The sequence below is a fragment of the Shewanella sp. Shew256 genome (assembly GCF_002196695.1).
GTDB classification, from domain to species: domain Bacteria; phylum Pseudomonadota; class Gammaproteobacteria; order Enterobacterales; family Shewanellaceae; genus Shewanella; species Shewanella mangrovisoli.
This window is the reverse complement of sequence record NZ_NAJR01000001.1, coordinates 267,973-287,322: the sequence shown is the minus strand read 5'-3', so window position 1 is coordinate 287,322 and position 19,350 is coordinate 267,973. Positions and strand designations below refer to the sequence as shown.

General features: G+C 46.4%; 15 protein-coding genes. 7 read left to right on the top strand and 8 right to left on the bottom strand.

The window, feature by feature from the left end; all coding sequences use genetic code 11:
- Positions 1-7 precede the first annotated feature (7 nt).
- Entirely contained in the window at positions 8-1,369 is a 1,362-nt protein-coding gene (locus B5P39_RS01265) for an MATE family efflux transporter (RefSeq protein WP_088210167.1), read from the bottom strand.
- Between the two features lie 327 nt (positions 1,370-1,696).
- Between B5P39_RS01265 and B5P39_RS01260 the strand changes: the two genes are divergently transcribed.
- Positions 1,697-2,611: an alpha/beta hydrolase gene (locus tag B5P39_RS01260; RefSeq protein WP_088210166.1), complete on the top strand. Its 915-nt coding sequence runs from the start codon at positions 1,697-1,699 to the stop codon at positions 2,609-2,611.
- Between the two features lie 93 nt (positions 2,612-2,704).
- Here the strand turns inward: B5P39_RS01260 and B5P39_RS01255 are convergent, their stop codons facing one another.
- Positions 2,705-3,187, bottom strand: coding sequence for a cupin domain-containing protein (locus B5P39_RS01255; RefSeq protein ID WP_088210165.1), 483 nt, complete (start codon positions 3,185-3,187; stop codon positions 2,705-2,707).
- Between the two features lie 246 nt (positions 3,188-3,433).
- On the opposite strand from B5P39_RS01255, the gene B5P39_RS01250 reads away from it, so the two are divergent.
- Positions 3,434-4,342, top strand: a complete 909-nt coding sequence (locus tag B5P39_RS01250; RefSeq protein ID WP_011718277.1) for a GGDEF domain-containing protein — start codon at positions 3,434-3,436, stop codon at positions 4,340-4,342.
- Between the two features lie 84 nt (positions 4,343-4,426).
- Here B5P39_RS01250 and B5P39_RS01245 read toward each other — a convergent pair whose 3' ends face one another.
- A complete protein-coding gene (locus B5P39_RS01245) occupies positions 4,427-6,613 on the bottom strand; it encodes an OsmC domain/YcaO domain-containing protein (protein WP_088210164.1) in 2,187 nt (728 codons plus the stop codon).
- Between the two features lie 217 nt (positions 6,614-6,830).
- On the bottom strand, positions 6,831-7,073 hold the full coding sequence (locus tag B5P39_RS01240; protein ID WP_088210163.1) for a hypothetical protein: 243 nt from the start codon (positions 7,071-7,073) through the stop codon (positions 6,831-6,833).
- A 290-nt stretch (positions 7,074-7,363) separates the two neighbouring features.
- On the opposite strand from B5P39_RS01240, the gene B5P39_RS01235 reads away from it, so the two are divergent.
- Positions 7,364-9,028, top strand: a complete 1,665-nt coding sequence (locus tag B5P39_RS01235) for a methyl-accepting chemotaxis protein (protein ID WP_088210162.1) — start codon at positions 7,364-7,366, stop codon at positions 9,026-9,028.
- Between the two features lie 180 nt (positions 9,029-9,208).
- On the opposite strand, the gene B5P39_RS01230 is transcribed toward B5P39_RS01235, so the two are convergent.
- Positions 9,209-9,598: a ribosome recycling factor family protein gene (locus B5P39_RS01230; protein WP_088210161.1), complete on the bottom strand. Its 390-nt coding sequence runs from the start codon at positions 9,596-9,598 to the stop codon at positions 9,209-9,211.
- A gap of 292 nt (positions 9,599-9,890) precedes the next feature.
- On the opposite strand from B5P39_RS01230, the gene B5P39_RS01225 reads away from it, so the two are divergent.
- From B5P39_RS01225 to B5P39_RS01210, 4 genes are all read left to right on the top strand, one after another.
- The gene (locus tag B5P39_RS01225) at positions 9,891-10,136 is read left to right on the top strand and encodes a DUF3297 family protein (RefSeq protein WP_011624059.1); all 246 of its coding nucleotides are present in this window, start codon (positions 9,891-9,893) and stop codon (positions 10,134-10,136) included.
- A 363-nt stretch (positions 10,137-10,499) separates the two neighbouring features.
- Positions 10,500-11,414 carry a nuclease-related domain-containing protein gene (locus B5P39_RS24645; RefSeq protein ID WP_176399833.1) on the top strand — a complete coding sequence of 305 codons (915 nt, stop codon included), beginning with the start codon at positions 10,500-10,502 and terminating at the stop codon, positions 11,412-11,414.
- Between the two features lie 43 nt (positions 11,415-11,457).
- Complete coding sequence (locus B5P39_RS01215; RefSeq protein WP_088210160.1) at positions 11,458-12,477, top strand: hypothetical protein; 1,020 nt, start codon at positions 11,458-11,460, stop codon at positions 12,475-12,477.
- Positions 12,467-14,074, top strand: a complete 1,608-nt coding sequence (locus B5P39_RS01210; RefSeq protein ID WP_088210159.1) for a hypothetical protein — start codon at positions 12,467-12,469, stop codon at positions 14,072-14,074. The genes B5P39_RS01215 and B5P39_RS01210 overlap by 11 nt, the downstream gene beginning before the upstream one ends.
- 404 nt (positions 14,075-14,478) lie before the next feature.
- Here B5P39_RS01210 and gcvP read toward each other — a convergent pair whose 3' ends face one another.
- From gcvP to gcvT, 3 genes are all read right to left on the bottom strand, one after another.
- Positions 14,479-17,367, bottom strand: a complete 2,889-nt coding sequence (gene gcvP / locus B5P39_RS01205) for an aminomethyl-transferring glycine dehydrogenase (RefSeq protein ID WP_088210158.1) — start codon at positions 17,365-17,367, stop codon at positions 14,479-14,481.
- 122 nt (positions 17,368-17,489) lie between these two features.
- The gene (gcvH, locus tag B5P39_RS01200; RefSeq protein ID WP_011071083.1) at positions 17,490-17,879 is read right to left on the bottom strand and encodes a glycine cleavage system protein GcvH; all 390 of its coding nucleotides are present in this window, start codon (positions 17,877-17,879) and stop codon (positions 17,490-17,492) included.
- A gap of 25 nt (positions 17,880-17,904) precedes the next feature.
- Positions 17,905-18,999, bottom strand: coding sequence for a glycine cleavage system aminomethyltransferase GcvT (gene gcvT / locus B5P39_RS01195; protein ID WP_088210157.1), 1,095 nt, complete (start codon positions 18,997-18,999; stop codon positions 17,905-17,907).
- Positions 19,000-19,350: the final 351 nt, after the last annotated feature.

The window sequence follows — 19,350 nt, the reverse complement described above, 5'->3', positions numbered from 1 at the left end:
AACGTGATTAAACAGGCGTTGCTGGCGGAATACGGGTAAAACGCTGCCAGCGACCCGAGCGCCAACGATGCACCATAATCAAACCTCGCACCCATTCATCGGCCGCAACCGCGAGCCAAGCGGCCAGCACGCCATAACCTAAATGCAGCCCAAAGAACCAAGCCAATAACACGCCAATTCCCCACATGCTAAACAGGCCAACCCGCACCGGAAACGCCACATCCCCCGCGCCTTTTAATGCCGAAATAATCACCAGATTAAAGACTCGGCCAGTTTCCAGCGCGATAGAGCCCAATAGCAGAAGTGCAGTAAGTTGAATCACTTCAGGGTTTTCACTCAGCCAGCCCACAATGGTAAAGCGCTGCCAATAAAAGGCTAACACTATGGCGAGGGAGGCAATAAAGCCCACAAGGCAATACTTCTGCACCCGTACAGTAATCTCATCGAACCATTGTTTACCGACGTAGTAACCGGTTTGAATTTGCGCCGCCTGCCCGAGCGCCACCGCAAAACAGTAAATAAAGCGGCTGATATTCAAGCCATAGGTATAAGCCGTTAAAGAGAGCGTGCCCATCTGACTAATAAAATAGATGATGGTCATCTGCGCCACGTTGTAAGACAGCATTTCGCCCGCATTAAGCAAGCCAATGCGCATCACGCTCCAATAGGTGCTGCGCGGCAATAATTTAAGTCGTTGCATTGGCAGCGGAATATGCTTACTGCGGATCACCGCCAGCATAATCAAGGCACCAATCATCTGGCTGGTGACAGTTGAAATCGCCACACCAGTTACCCCATAAACTGGCAAACCAAAGGGAGAATAGAGGGCAATATAGTTACCGAGCACATTCATCAACCCCGTGCTAGAGGTGACTAACATGGCGGATCGAGTAAAACCGTAGCTGCGTAAGATGGCGGCAAAGGCGATGTTCATTACCAGCCCGATACTCAAACTGCCACAGATCAGCAGATAATCGTAACCATAGCCCGCAACCTTAGGCTCTAACTCAAATAAACCGATAATGCCGTGGGCACCGAAAAACATCGAGGTACCCATAATCACGGCTAAACCTAAACTTAAGGCCACGCTGGCCACGCCAATATCGGTCGCTTGCTGCGTCTGCCCCGCACCATTATTTTGGCTGATCAGAATGCTGGCGCCCGTGCTCACCATCATGGACATCACCATCATAAAAAACATCAATTGGGTGGTGAGTCCGACCGCCGCAACCGCATTATCGGAATAATGGCTCAGCATAAAAATATCGCTGATCCCGAGTAAGGATTGCAGCAATGTTTCGATAAAAATCGGCCAAGTGAGGGCAACAATGCCCATGCGTTGTTGCAGGGTTTTAGCTGGTGTGGCCACGTCCAATCCTTACCGCGGGAAGACAAGTGAAAAAGCAATAACACGCCATGGTTGGCGAACGGTAATTTTCTTACATTTTTAGATTGTGCTCAATCCTTCATCAAGCCTAATACCAGCCCCTGCAACCGTATTCATTGGGTGGAGCTCAATTCATTGAAGTCGAAAAACATCAGCAACGTCTCAATTAACAATCTTTAATCGACTGAAATAGCAGGGATTAATACCATATCACCCAATATACACTACCCTTTTTGATATTGAGCCGATACACTTTGCCGACCACAAAGGGCGATAAGCGCTCGCCGAATATATTCAGGGAAACTGCACATGAGCCAACTCTATTTAGAAGACGGAATTAAACAATTAGTGAGCGAGTTTATCGCCGCAGGTTGCCCTTCGGTACGCGAGCAAAGCCTTGAGGAGCGCCGCCAAGGCTACATCGCCAGCACAGTATTGGCAGGTGAGCCGGAGGCTGTGTGTGAGGTCAAAACCCTATCCCTTGAGGGCATAGAGTTAACCCTATTTAAGCCCTCAGCGGACAACAACTTACCCGTGGTCATTTACTATCACGGCGGCTGCTTTGTCAGTGGCGGCATCGCCACTCATAATCAGCAACTGCGTAAAATTGCCAATGATTCCGGTGCATTAGTGGTGGCGGTCAGCTATCGTCTCGCCCCTGAGCATGTGTACCCCGCAGCCCATGACGATGCCTTCAATGCGGCCAATCTCGTACAGCAACATTGCCAGCAATGGGGCGGTGACAACACTAATATCACTCTGATGGGCGACAGTGCCGGCGGCCATTTAGCCTTAGTCACTTGCCTACGGTTAAAGGCAAAGGGGGAATGGTTGCCTAAAAAACAAGTGCTTATCTATCCGATGTTGGATGCGACCGCCAAAAGCCAGAGCTATATCGACAATGGCGATAAGTACATCATCACCCGCGACACGCTGCTCACGGGCTTTGATATGTACCTCGACTGGCATCCCAGAACCGATGTCGAAGCCAGCCCACTACGCAGCCAAGATTTAGCCGGTTTACCCGAAACCCACATTATTACCGCCGAGTTCGATCCCCTGTTAGATGAGGGCGAACAGCTGTTCCGTAACCTATTAGATGCGGGCGTCAATGCCCATTGCCGCCGCTATTTAGGGGTGATCCACGGCTTCTTCCAACTCGCTGGCGTCAGCCAATCGGCGCGGGATGCCATGGTGCAGATAACCCACATTATTCGCTCTTAACCTCAGTAAGCCGCATGCCTTAATGCGGGGCATGCGGCAATTGAATCCATTCAACGAATAACCTATTGCATGATAACGCAATGATCTACTGCGCTATTTCACCTCTGGCCGACTTAATTTGTAGATGATTTCTTTATGCTGCGGATACATGGTCAACAGGGCTTCTTGGCTAAACAACTCAAAGTCATCGAAGGTAAAGCCAGGTGATACCATACAGCCCACCAGCGAGAATCCATCTTGATTCATCGCCGAACCAAAAATACAGCCCTTAGGCACTAAAAACTGTGGCCTTTCACCCGCGGCTAAATCCAGCCCTAACTGCGCAGTGGTTAGCTCGCCCTCGGGGGAAATCATGTAAATCGTCAGCGATTGACCCGCATGGAAATACCACATCTCATCCGCCGTGAGTCGATGAAAATGCGACACTTCGCCGGTTCGCAGTAAGAAATAAATACTGCTCCACAGCTGACGACTCGGATCAAAAGTCGATTCTGATCGATAAGATGAACGGTAATAACCGCCCTCAACATGCTGCTCAAGTTCTAAATACTGAATAAAATCATCAACCGTGCGCATACTCATCCCTCATTAAATTGATACGGGCTAGAGTCTACACCCTAAGTCCAATTTAATTAATCCTCTCGTGCCCTGCTTGCTTCTCACCTGCCAGTCGAACATAAACACGAATACCATGTGGTTAAGGTTTGTTTTCGCCATAAAAAAAGCTAAATTCTTACCATAGACTGAATGGCGAATGATGACATTCTTAGCAAGCGTCAAAGTCTTGATTAAGTCAGATAACCTTTGTGGGGAGCTTGTTTGATGGTCAGTATTGAGCAAATGGCTTTAGTGCTGGACGCGCTACCCGATCCGGCGTTTATCCTGTCCCAAAGCGGCCGCTATGTTGCGGTGTTTGGCGGTAAAGATGCACGTTATTACCACGATGGCAGTGGATTAGTCGGCCTTTACCTGAGCGATGTACTCAACGACGAAAAAACCACTTACTACCTCGGTATTATTCAGCAAGCCTTAGATAGCCGTAAATTATTGATTGAGGAATATGAGCTCAGTAATAAGGATGTCAAAGGCTTACCCGATGAAGGACCATCGCAACCCATCTGGTTTGAGGGGCGCATTCAGGCGTTAGATTTTCTGGTGAATAACGAACCCGTCGTCCTCTGGGTCGCCAGTAATATTTCCAAGCGCCATAAACTGGAATTACAACTGCGGCAGTTAAGCGATACCGACCAATTGACAGGGCTCTATAACCGCCGCCGCTTAGACCGTGATTTACAACTACTCTTCGACACCTTTAGCCGCCACCGTATTCCGGCCTCGATCTTAGTCTTAGATCTGGACCACCTAAAACGGATCAACGATCAACTGGGTCACCAAGCGGGCGATCGCGTTATCATGGCAGTCGCCGACACCTGCCAACAACAATTTCGCAAAACCGACAGCGCCTACCGTTTTGGTGGCGATGAGTTTGTGATTGCCCTGCCCGGAGTTGACCATGACCAAGCCATAGTGTTTGCCGAATACCTCTGTGACTGCTGCTTCAAGGCATTGCAGCAACTCTCTGTAAAGGGATTATTTGCCACCGTCAGCATAGGTGTCGCCAGCATAGAAGCGGGCGATAAATCCTATGAAGACACCCTAAAACGCGCCGATGCCGCGCTCTATCAAGCCAAGCGGGATGGCAAAAACCGCGTTATCGCCAATAGTGCTTGATGCCGCATCGCCCCGACAAATCACCAATAAAAAAGCGAACCTAGGTTCGCTTTTTTTATATACATCACACGCTTCGCGTTGCGATTATTGCGCCGCTTTGGCCTTGCGGGCGGCGTGCAGTTTCTTATAGCTTTCGATTAAGCGTAAATGTGGCTCAATTCCTTCGAGCTGCATGCTGGTCTTAGTTAAACCACTGAAACGGATTTTGCCAGTAACGCTGCCGACCACTTGTTCCATCACTTCCGCGCCAAACATGCGGGTAAAGTTATGGCTAAAATCTTCGAGTTCAAGGTCTTCATCCAGCGTCACTTCCAGTACCGCGCTCATGGCTTGGAAGAACAGATTACGCTTCACGGTGTTGTCGTTAAATTGCAGGAACTCACCGACTAATTCCAGCGCCTCTTCATGCGCGCCGAGTGCCAGATAAATCAGGATCTTAAGTTCGATAATCGTCAACTTACCCCAAACGGTGTTTTCATCAAACACAATACCAATCAGAGTGCGAATATCGGTGTAGTTATCCAGCTGACTTTCCTCTAAGCGATTGACTAGGTTGACCAATTGCTTAGTACTTAAGGAATGCAGATTCAGAATATCTTCACGGTAATCCAGCGCCTTGTTGGTGTTATCCCAAATCAGGTCTTCAACTGGATAAACTTCAGAGTAATCAGGTACTAAAATACGGCAAGCAGATGCGCCTAATTCGGTAAACTCGGCGACATACACCTCTTTACCCTGCTCTTCTAAAATGCCGAATAAGCGGTCAGCTTCTTCTTGGTTAGTGCCAGAGAAATCCCATTCGCAGAACTCATAGTCATGCTTGCTGCTAAAGAAGCGCCAGGAGATCACACCCGTTGAGTCGATAAAGTGCTCGACAAAGTTTTCAGGCTCGCTCACCGCCATGCTATTAAAGGTCGGTTTTGGCACATCGTTTAAGCCTTCGAAGCTGCGACCTTGGAGCAATTCGGTCAGGCTGCGCTCCAATGCCACTTCAAAGCTTGGGTGGGCACCGAAGGAGGCGAATACGCCGCCGGTTTTCGGATTCATCAGCGTCACGCACATCACAGGGAACTGGCCACCTAAGGAGGCGTCTTTCACTACCACAGGGAAGCCCTGTTCTTCTAAGCCCTTAATGCCCGCAAGAATGCTTGGGTATTTTTCTAACACCGACATTGGCACGTCTGGCAGAACGATTTCCTGCTCGATAATTTGGCGTTTTACTGCGCGCTCGAAGATCTCAGACAGACACTGAACCTCGGCTTCTTTGATATTGTTACCCGCGCTCATGCCATTGCTTAAGAACAGGTTTTCAATCAGGTTCGATGGGAAGTACACAGTCTCGCCATCGGATTTACGCTTGTAAGGAATCGCACAAATGCCACGGGCGCTATTGCCCGAGTTAGTGTCGATAAGATGCGAGCCACATAGCTCCTCATCGGGGTTATAAATCTCTAGGCAGTAGTCGTCTAACAGGCCCGCAGGCAGGGCGTCGTCTTCCTCGAGGGCAAACCATTTCTCATTCGGGTAATGGACAAACTCGCTATTCGCGATCTCAACCCCAAAGAACTGGTCGTTATAGAAGAAGTTATTGTTTAAACGCTCGATAAACTCACCGAGGGCCGAGCACAACGCGCTCTCTTTGGTTGCGCCTTTGCCATTGGTAAAACACATGGGCGATGCGGCGTCACGGATATGCAGTGACCACACATTGGGCACAATGTTACGCCATGAGGAGATCTCAATCTTCATCCCCAGCTCAGCCAAAATGCTGGTCATATTGGCAATGGTCTGCTCCAGCGGCAAGTCTTTACCCAAAATATAGGTGCTGCTGTCGTCGCCTGGCTGACCCATCAACATGGCATTGGCGTCGGCATCGAGGTTTTCAACGGTTTCGATTCTAAACTCTGGGCCAGTCTGCACCACTTTTTTTACTGTGCAGCGGTCGATGGAGCGCAAAATACCTTCGCGATCTTTATCCGAAATATCATAGGGCAATTCGACATTGATCTGGAAAATCTGGTTATAGCGATCTTCTGGGTCGACAATATTGTTTTGCGACAGGCGGATATTGTCCGTCGGAATATCGCGGGATTTACAATATACCTTCACAAAATAGGCCGCACACAGCGCCGAAGAAGCTAAGAAGTAGTCGAAGGGACTCGGCGCCGAGCCGTCGCCCTTATAACGGATGGGCTGATCGGCCGTGACCGTAAAATCGTCGAACTTGGCTTCGAGTCTCAGGTTGTCGAGAAAATTAACTTTGATTTCCATTAGAATTTTTCCACTCAATATGCTCAAACGCGATAATCACATTCGTTACCGCACAGCATTGCCCTTGGGCGCTATCGTCTGGGGGGAATTATCGGTGTTTTTCGCCCATTAGTCTTGGGTTAATTATGTTAAAAAAACACCAGCGGGGTTTTTACGCCATAGGCAGCAAGCTGCAGAGTAGGATTTATTGCGGCATTCACTGTGGTTTAGCCAAGGGTTAATGCTCAACACTGCTTTGCTTATCCGCCTCGCGCTTAACCAGTAAAAAGGTGAGATACATCTTTGTCGGCAGGGATAACGCCATGCCAACGGCAACGCAAACGGCGCTGATAATAATTCCCTTAACGCCTATGGCTTCGACGGACTCATTAAAGTTATGCAGATAAATCCCAAGCGTAATCAGGCATAGCCCAAGGCCAATGCAGATTTTTAACAGCGTTATCAGCCTTTGATTAGTCACAGTCCTGCCTTTAGTGTGCGCATCTTGATTAAGCTAGAGTCGTCTTGTTTAAGCTCAAACAAACAAGCACCGCCTATGTATAAAGATTAACTAATATAATGAGCGCATTGGCTTATTTAGGCTTTGATTAAGATCAACGAAGTACTGCGAGCCGTCCTCATCCTTAAGTCAAATATCATTAAGGTTTTTTGTCGGTTACATTAGATTTTTGTTAACTTAAGCACTTAAGAGTATTGGGGATTCGTTATACTTCCCTGCAATTAAAGAGGCTTATTTCGGAGTTGTTAAGCATGTCTAATTTCAGTTTACGTAACAAATTGCTCCTACTTGCACTGTTCCCCTTAATCCTAACTCTCATTGTACTGATGACGCTTTCTTACCATGTAGAACAGTCGGCACTTGCCGATGAGGTCACCGCATTTAGAGAAAAATTAATTAGTGAGCGTAAAACCCAAATCAAAGAAGCCACCCAAATCGCCGCAGGCATAGTGCAATACCAGCTATCGTTGAAAGAACAGGGCAATGTTAACCAAGCCCTGCGTGATATCCGCTTTGGTAGTTCGGGCTACTTCTTTATTTATGATTCACAAGGTAAAAACCTATTCCATGCGGTCATGCCCAACCTCGAGGGGCAGAATAAAATCGATATGACCGATCCCCGCGGCACCAAGATCATTGTAGGCCTACTCAATGCCGCCAAAAACGGTGACGGTAACTTCTCGTTTTATTTCCAAAAGCCAAATACCAACGAGCAAATCGAAAAAATCGGCTACTCCATGATGATCCCTGGTACAGATTGGATGCTCGGCACAGGGGTCTATGTTGATGATATCGATGCAGTGGTTGAGGACTACCGCGCTGCCGCATATGAACAAATGATGAGTAAATCCCTTGGGGTGTTATTAATTGCGCTGATACTGGCGGCAATTACCGCCGCAGTAATCCTTTTGACAGCTCATCGCATGGTCACACCGATTAAAAATATGGCCGATAACTTAAACGATATCGCCAAAGGCGAAGGCGATTTAACCAAGCGCCTCGCGGTGAAGGGCGACGATGAAATTGCTCAACTCGGCCGCTCCTTCAACCTGTTTGTCGATAAACTGCAAACCATTATCGGCGATGTGGCCCATGCCACCGCTAAGGTCAAAACCGCGGCCAATGCGATTCATGACCAAACCAAGGTGATGTCGCGCCAGCTTATCAGCCATAACAATGAGACAGATCAAGTGGTTACCGCCATTACAGAGATGTCCGCCACCGCGAGTGAAGTGGCGCAAAATACCACCCAAGTCGCCGAAGCGACCCATGCCGCCACGGGTGATGTGGCCAATGCCCAGCGCTGCGTCGATGCCTCGTTAGAGGAGATTTCGGCACTGATGGCGCAAATCAATAATGCCGCCAGCAACATTCAATCCTTGAGTGAACAATCGCAAAAAATTAATAGTGTGCTCTCGGTGATCGGCGGCATTGCCGAGCAAACCAACCTGCTGGCATTAAACGCCGCGATTGAAGCCGCCCGCGCCGGTGAACAGGGTCGCGGCTTTGCAGTGGTGGCCGATGAGGTGCGTAACTTAGCCAGCCGCACTCAATCAAGCACATTAGAAATCAACGAGATGCTATCTGAGCTGCACAAGCTGGTGAGCTTAGCGGTTAAAACCATGGAAGAGAGTCAGCAGAGTTGTATACGCTCGGTGGATTCGTCCCGCGCCATCTCCGAAAGCTTAGGCTCAGTGACCTCGGCGGTGACCGCCATCAATGATATGAGTACCCAAATTGCCACGGCGGCGACCGAGCAAAGCTCAGTGACCGAAGAAATCAACCGCAACGTGTTCGCCATTCAAGAGATTGTGAATGAGCTGCTGCACTCCAGCGAAGAGGCGGCGAGCGTGAGCCAAACCGTGTCGCAGGAAGGACTTAACCTCGGCAAACTCGTCGGTCAATTTAAGATTTAACGCCTATGGCGTGATATTGGCGGTCGGCGTAAGTCGATTCGGTATAAATCGCTATCGTTAACCACCTAAGGCCTCAAGCAATTGAGGCCTTTTTCTTGGGTGCTGCCTGCTAATGACCCCGCCTAAGCCCAGAATTCGGCATCAAAGCTCGGCATTAGAGTTCGGCATCAAAGCTCGGTATTAGAGTTCGGCCTCGAAGCGGGCAAGGCGCGCCTCGCTCATCGTGCACTGGGTTTGCTGCATTAACTCGCCCAAGGTAATAGCGGGGTTTTGGTTAATTAGGCGAACCAGTTTTGCGCTGAGTGGTTCCAGCTTATCGGCATGTTGTAATAAGCCGCTGTCGATCTTTTTGATCATAAAGGCAAATTCGGTAATATCACTCTGTGCTTTTAACTCGGCGCAACAGCTTTGAATCGCGATAGCCTGCCCTGTGATGCTCCAATTACGGGAACGGCGAATCCGCTTAAGCTCGCAGCCCTTTTGCACAGCAATCGCCTGCGCCCGCTTAACCGCCTCGCGGCCGATGCGATGGATAAGGGATGGCAAGGGAATACTAATATCATCATGCATGGCAAGTTAACTATTGGGCCTTGGGTCGAATATGGGTGAATAACGGAGCGCAGCTATAAGTTGTAAGCGCTAAGCGTAACGCCTTATGCGCGATGCCTTAAGCCAACGCCGCCAGAGTTTACCCTGCGCCGCGTGCGAACAAAAGACGATACAGGCTTATGCAACAACTCACGCTCAGTGCCGCGCGCCCAAGATAGCGGCTCAGGTGTCACAGACTGACAACAACAGTCCTTGAGCAAGGCGGCGGGATTGCCTACAATAACGCACTTTTTGTTCACTACAGATAACGACCATGACTGACACAACTTCACAACCCGCATTACCGGATCGTCTTTCGGTTAACCCACGCAGCCGCCACCATGTAGCTGAAGTCTTCCAATACGATGTGGGTATCCGCGTGAACGGTAAAGAACGTTTCGATGTCGAAGAATACTGCATCAGCGAAGGCTGGGTTAAAGTACCAAGCAAATCCTTAGACCGTCGCGGTCAACCTCTGCTGTTAACCATCAAAGGCACAGTAGAAGCATTTTACCGTTAAGCACCCACGGCTTAATGGATAATAACAACGGCCAATTCGATTGGCCGTTTTTATTTGCCCTACGTAACACCAAAGCCTCCCCCAATACCTCTCCCCAAGTATTCACAAGTTATTATTTAAAATAAGCTTTTGTGATAAAACGCATTGATTAAACCGCATAGCGCGGGTTAAAGTGTGACCACTAAGGGAAATGCAGAGCCACACTCGAACGCCACTATCGAGCACGCTATTTAAGGACAAAGCAGCCAATCTGTACCATGCAGCCTCACTCTTAACAGCCTCCTCTGCCACCAAGGTATCAAGCACATTTATCATGTGTGCGTTATGGAATTAACGATAAACCTTTCTATTTCAAGGATGTAAATGGCAGATTTCGGCAGCAATCTATTATCCGTTGTAATTATTCTATCCAGCCTATTTGTCGGAGCTGGAGTGTTGCATGTGTTTCTTCGATACCGCGATGCAACGCTAACCCTACCCGTTGACCGTGAGCAGCTAATCCGCATTCCCGCCTATGGCTTACAAAAGCAAATCCAAGATCTGCAATTAGATTTAATGGGTTACATGATGATGGGAGCCATGATTTTTTGCTTCCCCTTTGCACTCAACAGCATTCAAGCACATATCGCAGCAGGCAAATTCCCTTGGATGTTAAGTATTTCTGCGTTAATGGGCTTAAGCTATTGCAGCTTTAAAACTTGGAAAAACTTTTCCAAACTCACCAAATTACGCCTAGGGCATACGGCTGAAATCGCCACTGCCAATGAACTAATCGGCTTACAAGCCTTGGGTTATCAAGTGTTCCACGATGTACAAGCCGACGGCTTTAATATCGACCACCTTGTTATCGGCAAAAATGGTGTATTCGCGATTGAAACCAAAGGTCGCCATAAGCGCAATAAAGACCTTCGCCAAACCAATGGCAATGGCGGAGGCTCTGACAAAAAAGGCTATCAAGTATTTTACAAAGACGGACGCTTAAACTTCCCCTCGTGGACAGAAACCAAACCCATAGAACAGGCCGAACGTCAGGCCAAGTGGGTCAGCCAATGGTTAACCAAAGCCACAGGGTCCCCCGTCGCCGCCACCCCAGCCCTAGTATTCCCCGGCTGGTATGTCACAAGCCAATCGAAACCACCGTTCCCGATCCTGAACCACAAACAATTAGTCGGAACGATCCCGAAACTGAAAACCCAAGATCTTACCCACCAACAAGTAGACACCATCATCTACCAAGTCGCCCAAAGATGCCTGAGTAAAAGCGAGGTGGGAAAGTGATATACAACTGCTTATCATGCAACATATTATTAATGGTTTAATAATGGCCTATATATTCACAAATACAGAGCGCAATAATCTTAAAGCCTCAACCTTTGAAACAAAGTCACTTTTATATTTAGCAGCACAGGGCAGTAGATACAAAGATATAGCGATTTTAAGTATTGACTGTTTCAATGATGTATCTGGCATGTGTGATAATGAGAACATTTGGGACATTCAAGCAAAAGGTGAGAAAAATTTGACCCCTAGAAAAATTGGTCAATATTTATTCACTTTATATAAAAACTTCACATCTGAATTTAGTGATTTTTTTCAAGAGTTTATATTTTTTATGCCGCAACTTAACGAGCGCTACGTTAATGACGCTTCACTAACAAACTATGGCATTGAAAATTTTAAAGATATTGAAAAGAAAAAAATATTCGAAGGATTAAAAATATCTGCAAATTTAAATGAAGGAGTTAATCTAAAAGATTTCTTCAGAAAGGTAATATTTGTAGAAGATCGAACAACAGAGCACTTCTACATTAAAGGAATTATGAAATTTAAGTCATCAAAATTAAATGACGATAATTTTTACAGCGCAATATTTAGGGAGATCAGAGATAAGCAAACCTCACTAAAAAATTCAGAAATTGAACATTCAAAAATATATAGACCAAATGATGTATTAAATTTCAACAGACATTTAACCAATGTGGACTTGCAATTATTCGTTTTAAATCGGCTAGTCGGTGGTGATATTTTTTCTAATAAAAACAGGCTCCCTAGTAGTTATGTATCCTTCACAAGAAGCATTAATGACGACGATATTGAAGATCATATATTCGAACAAAATGCAGCGTTAAGCAAAGCGTTCTTTGATAAGAATAATCAAAATGCTTTCTGGCGCCTTTTTGCCGCTATTTTTAAATCTTTATCTAAAGACCCTAGAAAAAAAGTAAGTAAAATTATCGATGATTTAGATCAGAAATTAATTGACAAAACAGAACACTTAGATATTAATTCCGCTAGATTTCTAGTTGCCATAATAAGGGATGGCTTAATCAATGAAAATTAAAAAATTTGCTTTTGGTGATAAAGACACAGCCTTTATAGAAGATCGCTTCGGCGATCTAGTAAATATTATTTTCAGTGACGACAACAACAAAGGTAAAACATTAGTTTTACAAGGAATTATGTATGCTCTTGGAAATGACCCAATATTTCCAGCAGGGTTCGATTATTCAAAAAACTATTTCTTCTTACAATTTACCTTTAATAACAAAAACTTCATGATACTGAGAAGGAACAACTCATTCTCAGTAATAATAGATGGCGAAATAAATATTTTAGAGTCTGCATCAGAATTTAAATATTTTTTTGATAAAAACATTTTTAAACTACCAGAAATTGTGCATCGTGGCTTACCAAAAATAATTGATTTAAGCCTTTTTTTACAGCTCTTCTTTGTCGGACAAGACAAACGTGATACGTCGAATATTTTTAATAGTGGTTACTACAACAAGTCTGATTTCGTTGAAATGCTTTATGCTTTAAATGATATATCTGGAACAGAGCTATCTAATGAACAAATACAACATATCAAGGAAGAGTTAAAACAGCTTAGAGTATTAGAAAAAAAACTTTCAAATGAAATTGATCGATTTAACATAAATAAAGCTGTACTAGAAAATGTAAAATCGTCAGCAAGCTTCAACGCCTATAAAGAGCAAGAAGTTCGTCTTAGAAAAATTAATGACAACTTAGTTAAGCTACGTAAGAGACGTTACGCAGAGAGGACTAGATTAAACAACCACTTAAACTTAAAGGCTGAACTTAATTCTCTTAATCGCGCAATTAATATGGGGCAAGTCTCATGTGAAAATTGCGGCAGTAACAACATAATATACAAATCAAAAGATATTAGTTTTGATGTGAGTAATAAAGAAGTTCGAGAGTCGATACTTAGCTCAGTTGAAAAAAATATACATTTAAAACTAGAGGTCATTTCTCGTATTGACTTTGAAATATCGGAACTACAGTCAGATTTAAACAGTGAAATATCTAAAGTATCTCCTGAACTAAGAGATATTATCTTATTCAAAGATGAATTAGATAATGCAGGTAGTCTTGATAAGGAGCTTTTCGCTAAACAAAGAGATATAGAAGCGCTAAGCCAAAAACTAAAGAACGTGACGATAAAGCAAGAAGGATTATCAAATCAACAAAACCTACTAATCAGCAATATCATAAAAGTAATGAATGATATATATAAGATTATTGATGAAAGTGGTATTCAAACATTTACTGACTTATTTACAAAAAAAGCTGTTAACTATTCAGGCAGCGAGGAACAAGAGTTCTACTTTGCAAAACTCTATGCTTTACATGTGATTTTCAAACACAAATTTCCAATAATCATTGACTCTTTCAGAGACCGAGAGTTATCTACTTCAAAAGAAATTAAAATGATTGAAGTGTTAGATAGTCTTGAAAAGCAGGTCATAGTTACTGCAACCCTGAAAAAAGAAGAATACAACAGTGAAAAATATGAAACATATGGTTCAATAACCGCTTTGGACTATAGTTCTCATAAAAATGGTCGAATTTTAACTGAACATTTTCAAAGTGAATTTATTTCAATTTGTAATAAATTTGGCGTAACAATCTTGTAGTTTACAAGATTGATAACAAAGAATATTGGCAGCCATGAATCAAACCATCTCCTAAGTCATTAATAATTAAACGAAAAATAGGGCAGAAATAACTCTTCACTCAATGGTTACGCCAGATACAGCATTGTTGCACCAGTGACCTTCTAAAACATGGATGTTTTAGCAGAGCCTACAGGGAAGTATTTACGGCGAGTCACTGGTGTAACAGTGCGAGAGCCTGCGGCAGGCAATTAGGAAATATCGTAGCGAGAAGCCACAAAATAGCCCATTCGCAGCACACCATTCGACAGAAACTCACTTATCTTAAACACAACTAAAACCCAAATTGCAGGCAATAAAAAAGCGAACCGCTAAGGGTTCGCTTTTCATCAAACGTTAGACCTGAATAACGTACTATTCAGCCCTTATTCGTAGTCTGACATCGGCACACATGCACAGAACAAATTACGGTCGCCGTACACGTCATCAATACGGTTCACGGTTGGCCAGAACTTGTTAGTACGCACTGCGGCACTTGGGAACACGGCCACTTCACGGCTGTATGGGCGTGAATCGAACGCTGGGTCCATAATATCGGCCATAGTGTGTGGTGCGTTGTGCAGCGGGTTATTGTCCGCTGGCCACTCGCCTGCTTCAACCTTAGCAATTTCGGCGCGGATTGACACCATAGCGTCGATAAAGCGGTCCAGTTCAACCTTAGACTCAGATTCGGTTGGCTCAATCATCAGCGTACCCGCAACAGGGAAGCTCATGGTTGGCGCGTGGAAACCGTAGTCGTTCAAACGCTTAGCGATATCCATTTCGGTCACGCCAGAGGCTTCTTTGATGGGACGCAGGTCGATAATACATTCGTGCGCGACGCGATCGTTACGGCCACGGAACAGTACTGGGTAGTGTTCAGACAGCTTCTTCATCACGTAGTTAGCGTTTAACAGCGCAGTTTGAGTCGACTTTTTCAGGCCGTTTGAACCGAGCAGCTTAATGTACATCCAGCTGATTGGCAGAATGCCAGCACTGCCGTATGGCGCTGCCGATACTGCACCGTTGTTATCGCTTTCGCGGCCTGGTTTAACAACCACGTGACCCGCTACGAACGGCGCTAAGTGGGCTTTCACGCCGATTGGGCCCATACCTGGACCACCGCCGCCGTGTGGAATGGCGAAGGTTTTGTGCAGGTTAAGGTGCGATACGTCGGCACCGATAAAGCCTGGTGAGGTTAAGCCAACTTGGGCGTTCATGTTGGCGCCGTCCAAGTACACTTGACCACCGTGCTGGTGCACAATGTTGCAGATTTCGCGGATAGATTCTTCGTACACACCGTGGGTCGATGGGTAAGTGATCATGATACATGACAGGTTTTCTGCCACTTCAGCCGCTTTGGCCTTCAGATCTTCTAAATCCACGTTACCTTGCTTGTCACAGGCAGTCACAACCACTTGCATACCGGCTAATTGCGCCGATGCTGGGTTAGTACCGTGGGCAGATTGTGGGATTAAGCAGATGTTTCTGTGGGCTTCGCCGCGAGACTCGTGATACTTACGAATCGCCAGCAGACCCGCGTATTCACCCTGTGCACCAGAGTTAGGTTGGATACACACGGCATCGTAACCTGTGACATTCACTAACCATGAAGACAGTTCTTCAATCAGTTGAGTGTAACCCTTGGCTTGATCCAGTGGGCAGAATGGGTGCATGTTAGCAAATTCTGGCCAGCTGACTGGGAGCATTTCAACCGCAGCGTTTAACTTCATGGTGCACGAACCCAATGAAATCATTGAGTAGTTCAGTGCTAAGTCTTTACTTTCGAGACGCTTGATATAACGCATCATCTCGGTTTCGCTTTGGTAGCGATTGAAGGTTGGGTGGCTTAAAATCGCATCTTGACGCACTAAAGAAGCTGGAATCGATTGGCTACCTTGCGCCACGATTTGCGCATCTAATGCGGCAACGTCTAAGCCATGGCCAGCACCTAAAATCACATCGAACAGGGCTTCGATATCGGTGCGGATAGTGGTTTCATCTAAGCTCACGCCGACGATGCCGTCAGCATCGAAACGCAGGTTCATTTCAGCGGCCAGCGCGCGAGCATTGACTGCTGCAACATCTAAGCCTTTGATGCTGATGGTATCGAACCAAGTGTTGTTCACTAAGCTCACGCCTTTAGCTTGTAAGCCAGCGGCTAAGATATCGGTGAAGCGGTTGATGCGTGATGCGATGGTTTTCAGGCCCTGTGGGCCGTGGAATACGGCGTAGAAAGACGCCATGTTCGCTAACAGAATTTGCGCGGTACAAATGTTTGAGTTGGCTTTTTCGCGGCGGATATGTTGCTCGCGAGTTTGCATCGCCATACGCAGTGCGCGGTTACCACGGGTGTCCTTTGACACACCGATGATACGACCAGGCATAGAGCGTTTGTGCTCGTCACGGGCCACGAAGAAGGCCGCGTGTGGACCACCAAAGCCCATCGGCACACCGAAGCGCTGCGCGCTACCGAAGACCACGTCGGCGCCCATGGCACCCGGTGACTTGAGTAACACTAAGGCCATGATGTCGGCAGCGACAGTCACAATGACGTTTTTCGCACGTAATTCGGCGAATAAGTCTGTGAAGTCAGTGATTTGACCGAAACGGTTTGAATACTGGAACAGGGCACCAAACAGTTCGTGGTTTACCGCTTCATGGGCAGGACCTACCACTACTTCAAAACCAAAACACTCAGCGCGAGTCTTCACCACGTCTAAGGTTTGTGGGAATACGTCATCGGCAACGAAGAAGATGTTGGCTTTTTTGGCTTTAGACACACGCTTAGCCAGCGCCATCGCTTCGGCAGCAGCAGTCGCTTCGTCCAGCAGTGAAGCTGAGGCTAAATCTAAACCAGTTAAATCCATAGACACTTGTTGGAAGTTTAGAATGGCTTCTAAACGGCCTTGAGCGATCTCTGGCTGATATGGCGTGTACGCCGTGTACCAACCTGGATTTTCGAAGACGTTACGTAAAATCACATTAGGCACTTGGGTACCGTAGTAACCCATACCAATGTAGCTTTTGAAGACTTGGTTTTGTTTGGCTAAACCACGAATGTAAGCAATGCCTTCGGCTTCGCCGCAGGAATCACCAATGCTCAACTCTTGGCTTAAACGGATCGACTCAGGCACGATTTGCGCAGTCAGATCGTCCAGAGACTCAGCACCAACGTAGTTCAACATTTCTTGTTGTTGGCTGCTATCCGGGCCGATATGGCGACGTAAGAATAAATCGTGCTGTTCTAACTGAGTGAGGGTTTGCTTGGTCATGATAAACCTTGTTCCAGATTTGCCGTAGCTCAGGACTGTAGGGTACTGATAAACGGGCTATTGTTATGTCAAACTTGCGCTAAAACAAACGAAGCCCCTTGGGGCTTCGTTAGCGTCGACGATTATTCCTCGTCGATGACAGCTTGGTAACCTTCTGCATCGAGCAGAGCGTCAACTTCTGATTCATCAGAAGGCATAACGCGGAAGAACCAGCCTTCGCCGTAAGCGTCGCTGTTTACGAGCTCTGGAGAATCTTCCAGTGCTTCGTTGACGGCAATCACTTCACCAGAGATTGGCGCGTAGATGTCAGAAGCCGCTTTCACTGATTCTGCCACTGCACAGTCGTCGCCTGCAGTCACAGTGTCGCCCACTTCTGGCAGCTCAACGAAAACCATGTCACCTAACAGCTCTTGAGCATGCTCAGTGATACCCACAGTGTAGCTACCGTCTTCTTCCTTGCGGATCCATTCGTGTGAAGAGGCGTATTTCAGTTCTGTCGGAATATTGCTCATTGTTCTTGTTCCTTGTTCCGTTTTTTTAAAATGCTTGTTTACCGTTGCGCACAAAGTTTGGCGCTACTACTCTAACAGCCACGCGCTTTTTACGCATTTCGACTTCCGCCGTATCCCCAATCGAGTTAGGAACACGCGCCATCGCAATAGAATAGCCCAATGTTGGCGAGAAAGTACCGCTAGTGATCACGCCTTGCTGCTCAACACCCGCTGCATCGGTGAAAAATACTGGCATATCATGGCGTAACACGCCTTTTTCTTCCATCACCAGACCGACTAATTTGTCGGTACCCGCATCGCGCAGGGCTTCAAGCGCCTTACGACCGATAAAGTCACGGTCAGTTGGCTCCCATGCGATAGTCCAGCCCATGTTGGCGGCCAGCGGGTTGATGGTTTCGTCCATATCTAAGCCGTACAGGTTCATACCGGCTTCGAGACGTAATGTATCGCGAGCGCCTAAACCACATGGTTTAACGCCTTGATCTAACAGAGCTTGCCACAGGGCTTCGGCTTCAGTTTCTGGCACGATGATCTCGTAACCCACTTCACCTGTGTAACCTGTGGTGGCAATAAACAGAGAACCGGTTTGCTTACCGAAGAAAGGTTTCATGCCTTCGATGGCGGCATTTTGCTCGCTACTGAATACGGCGGCGGCTTTGGCCTTAGCGTTAGGACCTTGAACGGCGATCATCGCCAGCTCAGGACGCTCAGTCACAGTGACATCAAAACCTTGGGATTGTTTGGCGATCCACGCTAAGTCTTTTTCGCGGGTCGCGCTGTTGACGACAACACGGTAGAAAGTGTCGGTCAGGTAGTAAGTGATCAGGTCGTCGATGATGCCGGCATTGTCATCTAACATACCGCCGTATAAGGCTTTACCAGGAACTTTAAGTTTGGCCACATCGTTTGCCAGCAACTTACGGAGGAATGCACAAGCGTCGGTTCCGGTCACATCAACCACAGTCATGTGGGACACGTCGAACATACCTGCGTCTTGACGCACGGCGTGGTGTTCTTCGATTTGTGAACCATAGTTGAGGGGCATATCCCAACCGTGGAAGTCGACCATCTTAGCGTTTGATTCTAAGTGCTTGTTAAACAGAACAGTTTTATTAGCCATTGTTATCCCTTTTTTGCGGCCTTTTTCAGGTCTCTGCCTAGCGTAGGGTGATACAAATCCGGCTAAATATCTGGCTAATCGGCATTTCACTTCCACGATGCATCAATTTGAAAGGTGATTCTTTCTGTATCAATGCGTCTGTCACTGCAACGCCTGATTTCGCTCTGAATTAATCAGATATTTATCGTGATTGGTATAAGTACTAGGGTCTAAAATGCGGCGAAATTATACCTTGCGTCACAAATTTGTATACAGGAGATTTTTCTAATCCGAAGCCAGTGTCATTAGATTTTCTCATCTTTAACATGTAATTTTTTTACATATGAAAGCGAGATTTGCGCAGCCTGCAAT